The organism is Balneolales bacterium ANBcel1 (assembly GCA_029688905.1).
Classification (GTDB): Bacteria; Bacteroidota; Rhodothermia; order Balneolales; family Natronogracilivirgulaceae; genus SLLW01.
Genome location: JARULB010000004.1, coordinates 106,884 through 120,855, shown reverse-complemented (window position 1 = coordinate 120,855; position 13,972 = coordinate 106,884). Strand labels below are relative to the sequence as shown.

General features: G+C 53.7%; 9 protein-coding genes. 3 read left to right on the top strand and 6 right to left on the bottom strand.

Annotation, left to right across the window (positions count from 1 at the left end):
- Positions 1–18 precede the first annotated feature (18 nt).
- A complete protein-coding gene (gene metG, locus QA596_06775) occupies positions 19–2,046 on the bottom strand; it encodes a methionine--tRNA ligase (GenBank protein ID MDG5767161.1) in 2,028 nt (675 codons plus the stop codon).
- A gap of 367 nt (positions 2,047–2,413) precedes the next feature.
- Here metG and QA596_06770 point away from each other — a divergent pair, with 367 nt between their 5' ends.
- Positions 2,414–2,938 (top strand): UpxY family transcription antiterminator, encoded by a 525-nt coding sequence (locus QA596_06770; protein ID MDG5767160.1) that lies wholly within the window; start codon positions 2,414–2,416, stop codon positions 2,936–2,938.
- A gap of 93 nt (positions 2,939–3,031) precedes the next feature.
- On the opposite strand, the gene QA596_06765 is transcribed toward QA596_06770, so the two are convergent.
- Both QA596_06765 and QA596_06760 read right to left on the bottom strand, forming a co-directional pair.
- Positions 3,032–5,011: a helix-hairpin-helix domain-containing protein gene (locus QA596_06765; GenBank protein MDG5767159.1), complete on the bottom strand. Its 1,980-nt coding sequence runs from the start codon at positions 5,009–5,011 to the stop codon at positions 3,032–3,034.
- Between the two features lie 402 nt (positions 5,012–5,413).
- On the bottom strand, positions 5,414–6,229 hold the full coding sequence (locus tag QA596_06760; GenBank protein MDG5767158.1) for a hypothetical protein: 816 nt from the start codon (positions 6,227–6,229) through the stop codon (positions 5,414–5,416).
- A 332-nt stretch (positions 6,230–6,561) separates the two neighbouring features.
- Here QA596_06760 and QA596_06755 point away from each other — a divergent pair, with 332 nt between their 5' ends.
- Positions 6,562–7,416 (top strand): DUF4835 family protein, encoded by an 855-nt coding sequence (locus QA596_06755; protein ID MDG5767157.1) that lies wholly within the window; start codon positions 6,562–6,564, stop codon positions 7,414–7,416.
- Positions 7,417–7,428: 12 nt separating this feature from the next.
- On the opposite strand, the gene QA596_06750 is transcribed toward QA596_06755, so the two are convergent.
- The 3 genes from QA596_06750 to galE are packed head-to-tail and all read right to left on the bottom strand — an operon-like array spanning position 7,429 to position 10,093.
- Positions 7,429–8,400, bottom strand: coding sequence for a lysylphosphatidylglycerol synthase domain-containing protein (locus QA596_06750; protein MDG5767156.1), 972 nt, complete (start codon positions 8,398–8,400; stop codon positions 7,429–7,431).
- 21 nt (positions 8,401–8,421) lie between these two features.
- Positions 8,422–9,087, bottom strand: coding sequence for a protein-L-isoaspartate(D-aspartate) O-methyltransferase (locus QA596_06745; GenBank protein MDG5767155.1), 666 nt, complete (start codon positions 9,085–9,087; stop codon positions 8,422–8,424).
- Between the two features lies 1 nt (position 9,088).
- Positions 9,089–10,093 (bottom strand): UDP-glucose 4-epimerase GalE, encoded by a 1,005-nt coding sequence (gene galE, locus QA596_06740; protein MDG5767154.1) that lies wholly within the window; start codon positions 10,091–10,093, stop codon positions 9,089–9,091.
- A 752-nt stretch (positions 10,094–10,845) separates the two neighbouring features.
- Here galE and QA596_06735 point away from each other — a divergent pair.
- Positions 10,846–13,965: a SusC/RagA family TonB-linked outer membrane protein gene (locus QA596_06735; GenBank protein MDG5767153.1), complete on the top strand. Its 3,120-nt coding sequence runs from the start codon at positions 10,846–10,848 to the stop codon at positions 13,963–13,965.
- Positions 13,966–13,972 lie beyond the last annotated feature (7 nt).

Below are 13,972 nucleotides of genomic sequence, written 5' to 3'. Positions count from 1 at the left end.
TATGTGGTGTTGGAACAATCAGGAAATGATACTTCCATTTTCGGCATCAGATGACAGAAACTTCAGTTTTCCATCCGGAGTTTCAGCCATAAGGATCATTCCTTCGCTGGGTGTGCCCAGCATTTTTCGGGGTTTGAGATTGGCAACGACCGTTACTTTCTTGCCCGGCAGGTCTTCAGGCCTGACATGTTGTGCGATTCCTGCCATGATGGTTCGTTTTTCCAACCCGATATCTACAGTGACCTTAAGCAATTTTTCTGATTTTGGAACCGGCTCTGCCATAAGTATTTCACCGACACGCAGGTCAAGCTTGCTGAAGTCCTCAAACGTGATGGTGTTTTTCAACGGGTCCAGTTTCGGTTGTTCGGCTTCCAGTTTCTCGGTCTGCTCTTCAAGTTTTTGATACTGCTTCTCGATGACTTCGTTTTCCAGCTTGACGAAAAGGATTTCGCCTTTGTCTACCGGGTTGCCGGCTTCGAGGGTCTGTTCTCCGATGTCATCCCACCCCGCTTTTTCGATGTGCAGGGAGGTGCGCAGTTTCTTGCATGCGTCCGGTATTACCGGATCAAAAAGAATCGAAAGGGCCGCGGTAATCTGGCAACAGACATTTAAAACGGTGGCACAACGCTCCGGATTGTTTTTGCGAAGGTGCCAGGGCTCCATTTCCGTAAAATATTTGTTCCCGGCACGGGCCAGCTTCATGCTGTTCTGGATCGCATCGCGGAAATGGAACGTTTCGTAGCACGTTTCCACCTCTTCTTTAAGCCGGGTGATTTCTGCAAGCACCTTTCGGTCCTCATCGGCTAGAGGCCCCTGTTGCGGTACCTTGCCATCGAAATAGCGGCTGGTGAATGAAAGTGTTCGGAAAGCGAAGTTGCCCAGAATGTCCGCCAGTTCTCCGTTCACATGATCCTGGAAATATTTCCAGGAAAAATCGGCATCCCTGGTTTCGGGCAGCCCGGTTCCGAGCACATACCGGAGCAGGTCAGGTTCGAAATCCTTGAGGTATTCATGCAGCCATACCGCCCAGCCCCGGGAAGTGGAGAGCTTTTTCCCCTCCAGATTCAGGAACTCGTTGGCGGGTACGTTTTTCGGCAGCACATATCCGTCATACGACATCAACACCGATGGGAACATGATGCAGTGGAAAACGATGTTGTCCTTGCCGATGAAATGAATCAGATCGGAATCCTGGTCACGCCAGTACTTTTGCCAGAGGTCGGGTTCGCCTTTCTCCCGCGCCCACTCCCTGGTTGCGGAAATGTAACCTATAGGCGCATCAAACCAGACATAGAGCACCTTGCCTTCAGCACCTTCCAGTGGTACAGGCACGCCCCAGGTCAGATCCCGGGTAACGGCGCGGTCCCCCAGGCCAAGCGTGAGCCAGCTGTTCACCTGGCCCATCACGTTGGGCTTCCAGTTCTCCGTGCTGTCCAGCCATTTCTGCAGGTCATCCTGAAAATCACCAAGCGGCAGGAACCAGTGTTCGGTCTCTTTGTAAATCGGCGTTTCGCCGGTAACCATGCTGCGGGGTTCGATCAGATCGGACGGAGAAAGCGATGTGCCACATTTTTCGCACTGGTCACCGAAAGCCTCCCCGTAATCACAATGTGGACAGGTGCCCTTGACGTAACGGTCAGGCAGAAACATGTCGGCTTTTTCATCGAAAAGCTGCGTCTCCGTCTTCTTTTTAAAAACTCCCTTCTCATTCAGGACCTCGAAAAAATCACGTGATGTCTCATGATGAACCGGTGAGCTGGTTCGGCCGAAATAATCAAACGTAATCCCGAACTGAGCGAACGTTTTTTTGTTCATCTCGTGATACCGGTCGACGATATCCTGCGGCGTGACCCCTTCCTTGTCGGCGGCTATGGTGATGGGAACACCGTGTTCATCCGACCCGCAAATGAAGACAACATCTTCGTTGCGCATGCGCTTGAACCGCACATAAAAATCGGCCGGAAGATAAGCGCCGGCAAGATGTCCGAGGTGAATAGGGCCATTTGCATACGGTAGTGCGGAAGTGACCAGGGTTCGTTTGCCCATAGAGAAACTGAAACAGAATAGAATTACATTGACTCGTTATATCTTTACAAGATAAGGGATGAAGCATCAATATGAAATAATTCCGATGAAGGGTCCATGCCTCAGGTCCTGGTTTGCATTTATGCCGGATGATCATCCCGCTACGGACCGGCTGATTGCTTGCTGCTTTTTTGTGGTGTGACAGGCTGTTTGCCTGCAAATCCTCATGACATGGGAATCTTGATATTTTGCTTGCCTTCAGGATATGACGGATTGAATCCTGGTAATTTGGCACTGACCCGGAAAATGGGAAACCCGGACAGCATCGCTGCTTGGTTTTTTTTCGATTATTCCCCTATTTTGCGATGAGCTGAACGCAACAAATATCATGAGTTTAGACGCTATGGAACCGAAATGGTATGCCCTGTATACCAGGCCGAAGTTTGAGAAGAAGGTAGAAGACCGCTTGAGAGAGGCCGGATTCGATGTTTGGCTTCCAATGCAATCCGTTGTGCGCCAATGGAGTGATCGCAAGAAAAAAGTCGAGGTGCCTCTCTTCTCCAGCTATGTGTTTGTTCGGACCTCCCAAAACAATCTATATCATGCGGTGCAGATTGATGGCGTGGCGCGGACGGTAGGGTTTAATGGAGCGCCGGCAGCGATACGTGATGAACAGATAGAGATGATTCGCAAGATTTTGGCCGGGCCGGACGCATTTGAAGTCGAGGAGACCGACTTTTTCAAAGGGGATCCGGTTGAAGTGGTTGATGGCCCATTGAAGGGAAGTGAAGGTGTTTGGGTTGAGTGGCGCGGGAAAAAGAGAGTCGCCCTCAGAATTGAACAGTTGAGCCAGGTGCTTTTTGTCGAGGTTCACGCCGCTTTTGTCAAAAAGCTCCACAATTCAGATGCCTGAGAAGCAGAGTTTCAGAACGGCCGTATCCGGAAAATTTAAGACGGCTGATCATCTGGCCTTTGGTTGCCCGAGTTTGATACCGATGGTTGCCATTCAGTAGCGTAACCGGAGTTGAACTCCTGCATGAGACCTGGCCGGACCCCCGGTTAGTTCATTCCCGGATCCGATTGCGGGACGGTCTATGTACCGAAGCACACTGAAGTGTGTTTCCGCAAGCAACCATCTCATCGGCTGGTATCGTATGACAACCGACGATATCAATCCCTTCCCAAAGACCATGCGTGAATTCATGGTTTGCGTCAGGCCGTATTCATAGATGTAAATCCTGGAAGAGAAATCATCGGTTTCAAATACCGATCGGCTGATATCCAGCTGAACGGATTCATGAACCTGCCATCGGAAAACCTGGCTGAGTGATACCCCGGAAGAACGGGAGGAAGCCGTTGAGGCGGTTTCCGATCGATCCAGCCATGTCAACAGCAGTACATTCGGGCGCACCCGCCATTGAAGCCGTATTCTGCCGGAGTATCGGTATTCGCTGGTGGAAACCCGGAATGCCCGGCCGAATACATCATTTGCTTCTGTTTCTCCGGACCGTTCCTTGTACCGAAATGTCGCGTGAATATTGAAAGTTCTGAACGGTCGATAGCTTGCACTAGCGGCGGTCTCCCATCCATCCGATGCAAGGGTGTCATGCCCCCGCGGTTCCGGAAAACGAAAACGGTCCAAAAAACCGCTTAAAACGATTCCAGGTCTCGTTCGTATCCTGTAGCCGAAGTACCATCCCGTCTGGTTGGCCGGCGGACTGCTCCCTTCTCCGAATGCGTTCCCAAACTCTGACCAGTACATTGGCTGAAACCATCGGGCCGCCCAAATCCAGTCGGTGACTCCTGCAAAAGATCCGGAGATCCCGGCAGTCCAGGCGCTTCTTTGGCTCCATCGGGTATTGTCTGCATTTGCATCCCGAAGTGCGAACTCCCCGAATACCTGCAAGGGACCCATTTCGGCAGAAAAGTCTGCCGCGTTGACTCCGTGATCCTGGCCACGCATGATGTGAGACCCGGGAAGGGGAGTCACAGGCCTGTTCAGCCGGTATGTGTATCTGGTGATTCCCGCTCGAACGTAATCTGTCTCAAACCGGATATTTCCGCCGGTGACAAACTCTTTCGTATTATGCCGGCGTGATCGCTGACTGTAAGTGCGGTGGTAGGGGGATGATGAGGGTGGGCGAATGGTGTCACCGACCGTTTGAACAGCCGACCGTCTGCGCTCGGAATGGAATAGAGTGACAGTAATACGGCCATCAGTGAGCCATTTGAAGGCGGGATTTATAATATCTGTTTCCATGGCAACTCCCCTGAAGAACCTGATTTGGCCGGATGAGCGATAGGGAGTGATGCCAAAAGTTCTTCTGCGGGGCGCGCTGTGCGCAGTACCGGATTTCCCAAAGGATGCGGTGCTCCAGAGAGCCAGCCCCTGCCCAAATCGCAGGGAGTAATCTCCGATCACCAAGCGGTTCATTGGTCCGATGTCGGATACCTGAAGGTGGCCCGATGTGAAATCTGGACCAAAACGGCTCGAAAGCTGCTCTCCGGGCAGTTTCGCCTGAGTGAGGTTGGCCGACACCCGTTCTCCGCGTACAGATTGACGGTGATACAGCCTTCCGGGTGATCCCGGATAAGGAGCCGAATTACCGCTTGTGGCTCGATACCCTTGCGCCCGGGGAATGGTTCGCTGATAGCGAAATAATTGCTCGACCGCTATCTCACTTACCAATCGACGTCCACTGGAATACGACTCAACCGCAACCCAGGGGAGCAGAGCCTCCAGGTCTCCGGGATCCATACCGGAGACATTCCGCAGATCATCAACCGACTGAAACGGAGTCTGCCGGCGATGAGCCAGAATCGCACGAACGGTTTGATGGCGGATACCCGGAATCAGATAAAAGGTTTCGGAAGGGGCTGTGTTCAGATCCGCCGGAAAACGTTCGGCCAATTCCATCAGGTACGCATCAAACGCCTCTTCATCTTCAAAATCCTCCGGGTTAATTTCGTGGGCCAGCAGGTCCATATACATTCCGGGTCCTGACAGTTGGACCTCCTGTGCACGGATTGTCACGGAATGCAGCACAAGCAGAATAAGAACAACCCCGGCAATCCGTCCATGGTTTTTGACACACCGGACAAGGGGTTCTGAATGCCGGATGAGGGTCGGTTCGGTTCGGGCACGAGTCCGGGCAGCCGGCATTCGAGCAGAGAAAGCCCGTAAGCAGTTCGCATTTCGGCTTTCTGGAGGTGCTCCGGATCCAGTCCGCCGGACTTTCCTGCGCAGGGCAACTGCACAGGAGCACGGCTCTGCAGCCGCACCATTCCGGCGACAACAAGGCCCTGAATATCCCGATTCTGGCCGCAGAATAAGAGAAGGGTGATGTCTCATAACCAATCCCGGTAACCGTTGATAAGAATCCCGCCATTAAAAGAAAATGGTACAACCCAGGCCCGGACTCAGTCCCAGAACCTCATGATGGCGTACAGCAAGGGATGATTTAATGGAAGAGACCCTGAAACCGGCACCTGCAGACCATGTGAAGGGCCGGGTCGTCCAGCCGCCTCGCAGGAAAAACCCTTGAAGGACCTCCGCTTCAAAACCCGACCGCAGGGTAATCGGGTGCATTACATCATTAACCAGATCAAAACTGGCCAAAAGAGAAGGGACGATGCGCCAGGTCAGTCCGGCCGCCATTTCTGCCGGATGATGCGGCACTTCCGGAGGATCCCGCGACCAAAATGGCAATCCGTCGTGAAACAGGTTAAGCCAGCGGAATCCGATGGTGAGATTTCCTGCGATGGTTGAGGCGATGCCTGCATTGACAACGAGTGATCCCCCGGATCCATAGTTGCGAATGCTCGTATGTACGTACGTCGCAGTCAATCCGACCCTGACAGAATGCAGTCGAAATGAACTGCCCGCCAGGAGCCGGGTTTCTCGAAACAACCGGAATCCATAGCTGTGGATACCTCCCGATACGGCGGCTCCGGCAGACTCCCGGTTGAACAGCACGGGCATGGAAAAAACGGCGGCATGATCCTCAAGCTCCTTCATGCCGAAATTGCGAATGGCAAACAGCGCGAAATACCGGTTGTCGTCATCGATCATAGCCGGGTTGTGGAATACGGACCAGGGGTCGGATGGCAACGCGGTATGCGCCTGCCCCATGGCGGTACCCCGGGCTCCCATGGTCCATTGAGCCGATGCAGCCTGGTTTGCAATGAGCAGGGCAGCTGCCATGGCAGGACCCGAAATCAATGCATACCATATAAAACGGTAAATGCGTTTTCTCTCTTTCACACGTTATCTCTCGTATATGAAAAATTGCTTCCATTCGGTATTTTGTACTCACAGGCACGGCATAACAGTACCGGGTACAGCGGATACTATGAGCAGCTGACTGCTGCAGAAACTGCAACAATCCGGATACCTGTGGCAGCCCCGAAACAGGCGGCTGATGGCAATACCTGTTATCACAGAAAGCACCGGGAAGAAGATCTCTTACAGGCTGGATCACAAACTGACGGCAGATGATACACAAGGCGGGAAAACTAATAGTATTGATCATTCTTATGACACCGATCAGCGCGGTGGCCAATCAGGTATTTGATGTTACCGTGAATGTGAATACCAGTCAGATCAGCACCACCGACTACGAATACCTGAGTGATTTCGGTCCTATGGTCAAGGAGTATCTGGAGACCAACAATTGGACCGATGAACGCTTTCAGGAGGTAGAACGGATTCAGATGTCCCTGCAGATTGTGATCAATTCCGTGGATAATCGGACCTTCAACGCAACCATGATTGTCTCGTCGGAACGGCCAATCTACAACACCATGCAGGTTACACCGCTGCTTGTGATCAACGATAACAGCTGGACCTTCGAGCTTGGGCCGAATCACAGTTTGCGGTTCGATCCCTATCAGTACAATGAAATTGCCTCGGTGCTGGATTTTTACGCCTATCTCATTCTGGGCCTTGATTACGATACGTTTTCCGAGAAGGGGGGCGAAGAGTACTTTCGCTCGGCCCAGCGGATTGCGGACATGGGTCAGTCGTCGGGAAGTGGCTGGGCTACCGCCGGTTCCCGAAGAAGCCGTCACGGTATCATCAGCCAGTTGCTGAATCCCAATTTCGAGGATTTCCGGCTTGCTCAGTACCGGTACCACCGCCATGGTCTGGATCTGTTCACCCAAAGTCCGGATGAATCCCGTGACAATATTCTTGAAGCGTTTGACCTGATTCACCAGGCGCAGCGCAGAACCAGCTCCACCTACCTGCTGGACCTGCTTTTCTCCGCCAAACACCGGGAGTTCCGCGCCGTCTTTATGGATGCCGATACCGAACGAAGGCTGGCCGCGTACAACATTCTGACCACCATGGACAACAGCCGGATTTCCGAGTACGAGCGGCTACAGCGCTAGTCGGACTTCGCCTCAGGATGATCGTCCGGCTCGGTTTGCCTTTCGCCGCTGGCGTACTTCATGGATACCCAGTACGGTCGCCGCAATCAACAACGGCACGATGAAATAGAAGAGCCGGAAAACCAGAACCGCACTTAGAATCTGGCCGGATTCAATGAACGAGCCGAGCATGAGCACCAGGATGGTTTCGATCACGCCGAGCCCGCCGGGTACCTGACTGATGATGCCCCCCATGAACCCCAGGAGATAGATGGCCAGAAACAGCGGGTAGCTGAGTTCGGGAATCGGTGGCAGCAAAAGGTAGAGGATGAGCGAAGAGGCGATCAGGTCGGCGGAGGAAACTACAATCTGACCGATCGCCACCGGCAGTTCCGGTAACGAGAAGAGTTTGCCACGAAAAGCGATGGTGGCCCGGACGGTACGGCAAAGCACCAGATAGGCCAGCGTCAGACCCAGAAAAATCCACCCGACCACCTGCAGGTTTGGAAGCGGCCAGGAGATGGTCCCGGGCAGCGAAATGGAAGTGAATGTGAAGATTGTGCCGCCCAACGCCATGAAACCGATCCACAAGGTCATCGCGCAAAAACCGACCACCCTGGTTACATTGAAACCGCTGACGCCCAGCCCCGAATAGATTCGATAGCGCATGGTTCCCCCCACAAGTAGCGAAGGGGTGATGTTGTGGCTGAACGCGAATCCCAGAAAAGAGGCCTTTGCCAGCTTGCGCCACGGCAGCCGGATTCCCAGGTTGACAAGCGCCAGTTTGTCGTAGAAGGTCAGAATAACATACCCGGTGACCGTCGCGGCCGCCGCCATCATCAGCCGCGAGACAGGTATCAGTTCGACATGGCTGCGGAAGGTTTGCCAGCTGAATTGCTGGATTTCTCCCTGCAGTATCCAGAGAGCCGCCAGAAACAGAGAGATGCCGATAACCGGCAGGATATTGCGGCGACGGAAAATGCGTTTAATGACCGGAGTACTCACTTGGGTGCGCTGACTTGTACGCTATCGGTTCCAGCCCTGTTTCCCGATCAGCGGGACGAACTTGAACATGGAAAACGTCTCTTCCTCGAAGTTGTCCTCCCCGTGACGGGTAATGCGGTACATCGCCTGCTTTTCCTCATTCCCCACGGGAACCACCAGTTTGCCGTCCAGATCCAGCTGGCCCTTCAGGGCTTCGGGAACCACCGGGGCTCCAGCCGTAACGACAATGCCGAGGTATGGCGCATACGCCGACCATCCCACGGTACCGTCGCCGCATTTTATTTGGGCCCGGTAACCCAGTTGCTGAAGCAGGTCACGCGACCGCTCATAGAGAATTTTGTGGCGTTCGACGCTGTACACATCCATCCCCATTTCACAGAGAATTGCCGCCTGATATCCGGATCCGGTGCCGATTTCGAGAACCTTGTCGCCGGGTTCCAGTTCCAGCAGCTCGGTCTGCTTTGCAACGGTAAACGGCTGGGAAATGGTTTGTCCCATTTCGATCGGCAGGGCCGAGTCCTCATAGGCGCGATTACTGAAGGCGCTGTCCACAAACTTGTGCCGCGGTACCTTGGAGAATGCGTCAAGTACCAGTCGGTTTCGGATTCCCCTGGATTCCAGCTCTTCTACCAGTTTCTGGCGGCGCTTGTTGAAAACACGCTCATTCGGGTCTTGCCTGTTCAGCATATCAAAGATCTCCTTCCTTGTATACATTCCACATACTTTCAACCAGTTGCGGCAGTGCGGAGTGCATGGCTTTCCAGTCGATTTCCGCTCCGGCATGGTCGGATGTGGCGACCAGTTCTGCCGGATCGCCGTCCCTGCGTCCGACGATATCAAACGGAATCTTCTTGCCACTGACTTTCTCCGCCTCCCTAATGACCTCCAGAACCGTGTATCCCTCGCCGGTGGCCAGGTTAAGCTGCAGATCCCGATCATGTTTTTGGAGGTACTCCATGGAGAGCACATGAGCGGTGGCCAGGTCGTTTACGTGGATGTAGTCGCGGATGCAGGTACCGTCACGGGTGGGGTAGTCGTCACCGAACACCTGCATTCCGGTACGGTCACCCGAAGCAACTTCCATCACAATTGGCAGCAGGTTGGCCGGATTCTGCTCCTTGCCGTGGATCCGTCCCTTCACATCGTAACCGGCCGCATTAAAATAGCGGAGCGCGGCGTAGCGGAGCCCGCGCAGGCGGCTGTACCACTCCAGGGTTTGCTCGATCACCAGTTTGGTGTATCCGTAATAGTTGATGGGTTTCTGTGGATGGCCCTCGTCGATCGGCAGGTACTCGGGACTGCCATAGGTGGCCGCGGAGGATGAGAAGACAAAGTTCCGCACATCATGCTCGAGCATGATGTTGAGCAGCTCCATGGTGGCAATGAGGTTGGCCCGGGTGTAGAGCTCCGGTTTCTCCATCGATTCGCCGGCGGCTTTCAGCGCGGCAAAATGGAATACGGAGTCGAATCGATCGCTGTTTTCACTTTCTGTGCCGGGTTCACCGGATAACAGACGGCCAAGCAGCGCGTGATCCCGCATATCTCCTTCGACCAGCGTGGCCCTGGCATCAAGATTTTCCCGAAGCCCTGTCGAGAAGTTGTCGAGGATGGTGACCCGGTGTCCGGCGTCATTGAGTTCATAAACCACATGTGAGCCGATATATCCGGCACCACCGATGACAAGGATATTCATTTGATGTTTTGGTATGGGATTTGTTCAGATTGCCTGGTTCCTGTTTGTTCTTCCGGGAAGATAGAGAATGTCGGAACGAAAAGTAGACCGAAAAGCAAAACGGAACCTTTTGATGGCGTGTAACCTGCTGTTGAGTAGCTGGTTATACTGATTCTGCCCGGGCCTGCAAAAAATGCTTGACATTCGATGTCAGATTGCCAAGATTAGAGTTGTGATATCGTTAACATCCGCAGTGTCAGTTTTGCGTTTGTTTGAACGGGTACAGAACGGGGAATAAGCATCCGGTCTCCAACCGGTTGCGTGGTATCCGTTTTCTGTTCGTGCAGTGACAACCTGAACCAGTAATAATCGATCCCGAATTTTGCATGTGTATGTTATCGATAACGCAATGGTCTGCGAGTTGCGAAGGGCCGTAGAGCAAAGCGGCTGATGGTTGCATGTTCACTGATTTGCGGTTTGATTTGCTCAGGCAAGTGAACTGCGGCCCAGGTTGTCTCGGAAATAAACGCTGCCGGGATAAGATTCACTTCACAATCAAAAAATGATCCCTGTGTAAAAAAATGTTAACGCTACCATGTTTGGCATAAGCGGGAAGCGCTTTTAGGGTGATATTTCGCGCGACTCATGATCCCGGTATTTCCGGCACAGCGGTGTGAAGCAAGCGGCGGGGTGCGGTGACAGGCAACAATGAACGGCAGCACCTGAACTATTACCAATAAAATGATTCAGTAACTAAATCCAGGAGTAAAAATATGGCTGGAATTGATACGGTTAAGAGCATGATATCCGGTTTGGTCATCATCGTCCTGCTGGCGGGTCAGGCCTTTTCCCAACATCAGGTCAGGGGAACGGTAACCGACGACGCGGGCATGGAATCGCCGGGTGTGAATATTATCGTGAAAGGAACCAATATTGGAACCACCACCGATGGCATGGGTGAATTCAGACTCACCGCGCCCGCTGCCACAGACACCCTGATCTTCTCGTTCATCGGTTTTGAACGGCTGGAGGTTCCCATTGACGAGCAGGAAGTGCTGAATGTGACCATGCAGCGCATCGCCATCATGGGCGAGGAGGTGGTTATGGTCGGATACGGAACCCAGAGCAGGCGGGAGTTGACGGGCTCCATCACGTCGGTCCAGACGGAAACGATGAATACCGTCGCACGAACTTCCTTCAACCAGATGCTCCAGGGCCAGGCTCCGGGCCTGAACATGCAGACAAGGTCAGCCCAGCCCGGTGGTGGCGTTTCGGTCAACATTCGGGGAGCCATTTCTCCCGGCGGAAGCAACCAGCCGTTGTATGTAATTGACGGTGTTCCGGTTACCGAGTACTCATCTACAGTGCCAAGCCTGTTTGATGAAGGTGATTCCGGTGGAGTTCTGGGTTTTTACGGGGGCATTGACCGCGACCCGCTCAGCTATCTCAATCCCTCGGATATCGAGTCGATCACCGTGATGAAGGACGCCAGCGCCGCGGCCATTTACGGATCGGCAGCGGCCAACGGGGTAGTACTTATTACCACGAAAAGCGGACAGGCCGGCGACATCCAGGTAAACTACCGCGGAAGCATGACCACCCAGCGGGCGCACGATTACCTCCCGCTGCTGAACGAGCGGCAATTCATGGAGCAGCAGGATCGGCTGGCACATGAGTTTTACCGGTATGAGAACAATCTGCAGCCTTATGGTCCGGGCGATCCCGCCAGTTCCGGTTACAGCCCGCTCTTCTCCCAGGGTGAAATAGCCGCTGCCGGCATCGGCACCAACTGGCCCGACCTCCTCATGCGAAACGGTACGATTCAGGAACACAACATCTCCATCAGCGGAGGAACCGACCAAACCAGGGTCTTCGGCTCGTTCAATTTCCAGGACAATGAGGCCATCCTGAAAAATTCCACTTTTTCACGATATGCGGGACGGCTGAATGTGGACCAGCAGCTGAGCCGTTTTGTCGATCTGAATATCCGGTCGACCGTCAGCCGCATTGACGGCAATAATCCGGCTACCGGAGCCAGTATCGGCGGTCCGGGCAGCTCGAACATGATTCAGGCAGCGGTGAGTTTTGCTCCGACTTTCGATGTCTATGATGAGTCCGGCGCCTATTCAAGGACGTACAACAGCCTCATCATGAATCCGGTATCATTCTTTGACATGACGGATGAATCACAGACCACCAACATCTTTGTTGCGCCAAAGCTCGAAGTTCAGTTCCACGAGAATCTGCAGGGAACATTACGCGGGCAGTACGACACGGAAAAGACCGTCCGCAGTTTCTACCTGCCGAGAACCTCCAACCACTCCAGACTGTCGGAAGGGATGGGGCAAAAAACCGAAGCCACCCGGGATAATATGAGTGTGGAGGGCTTCTTTACCTGGAACCGCCGGATGGAAAACAGCGCGATTAATGTTGTTGCCGGATCCGGTCTTTACAGAGCTGAAGGACAAGGGTTTGGTGTAGTTGGTATCGGGTTTTTCACAGACGCCTTTAGGGAGAATAACCTTGCCATTGCCGAAGACAGCGAGCGTACCGAAATGTTTTCCTGGAGGAACGAGCGGACCAAGCTCTCCCAGTTCATGCGCGTGAACTACACGCTCTACGACCGTTATGTCTTCTCCGGTGTTGTCCGCCGTGACGGTTCCAGTGTATTTGCCGAAGACAACAAGTGGGGGATTTTCCCCGGGATATCCGCCGCGTGGATCATCTCTGATGAGGCGTTTCTGCGCGATGTGGACCAAATCTCGGAATTGAAGATCCGCCTGGGCTACGGTCAGGCCGGCAACGAAAGCGTGCTGAGCGGCAACACGCTGCAACTCTACGGCCCCGGGTTCTCATACATGATTGGAAATGTGAACAGGAATGGCGTCACACTTACCCAGATCGCGAACCCGAATCTCGCCTGGGAGACGGTGACCACCATCAATGCGGGTATTGATTTCGGATTCTTCCGCAACCGTTTGCGCGGTGCCGTCGACCTCTATCAGAAAACGGCCAGCGATCTGCTTGATTTCAATATCATGCCGTTCAACAACCCGGTTGGAAGGATTGCCGACAATGTGGGCTCTACCCGAAGCCGTGGTATTGAGCTCACACTCCGCACCCTGAACCTGTCGGACCGTTCGTTCCAGTGGTCAACCGATTTCAACATCTCCTACTACGAGAGTTACTGGCGCGAGCGCAATCCCCAGGTGCCTCTGCCATCCTATGTTGGCGAAAGGGATCCTTTCGGTGCCATCTATGGATGGGAAACGGCTGGGATCATCACCAGTGAAGAGGAGATACCCGATCATATGCCCAATGCCAATCCGGGTAACCTGATTTTTGTGGATCAGAACGGCGATGGCATTCTCGACAGTGACGATGTGGTCAAGATCGGCAACGGCATACCCAAGTGGTCCGTTGGACTCGGCAACGACTTCTCCTACGGCAACTTCAACGTGCGGGTATTTGTGTACGGCAATCTTGGATTCGACCGGTATAACAACCTTGCTCCGAATATCGGCAACCTGCGCCTGACCGGAGCACCGCTTAATACCACCACGCTGGCCAAGGATGTATGGAGCTCGGACCATCCGCAGGGCACCCGTCCCGGTGTAGCTCCGAACCCCTATTCCGGCGACAATCCCGAGGGAACGGACTTCGACCTGGAAGATGCCAGCTTTATTCGCATCGGTGATATCTCGCTTGGTTACTCCATCCCGCAGCGCTGGCTGATGGCTACCGGCCTGAACATGCGCTCGGCTGAAATCTTTGTGAACATGCAGGATCTCGGGGTCTTCACCAGCTACTCGGGGTACGATCCGGAACTCACCGAAGTCAACCCTTATCCGAAATCCTACTCCCTGACCATGGGCGTGGAACTTCGATTCTGACATCCCG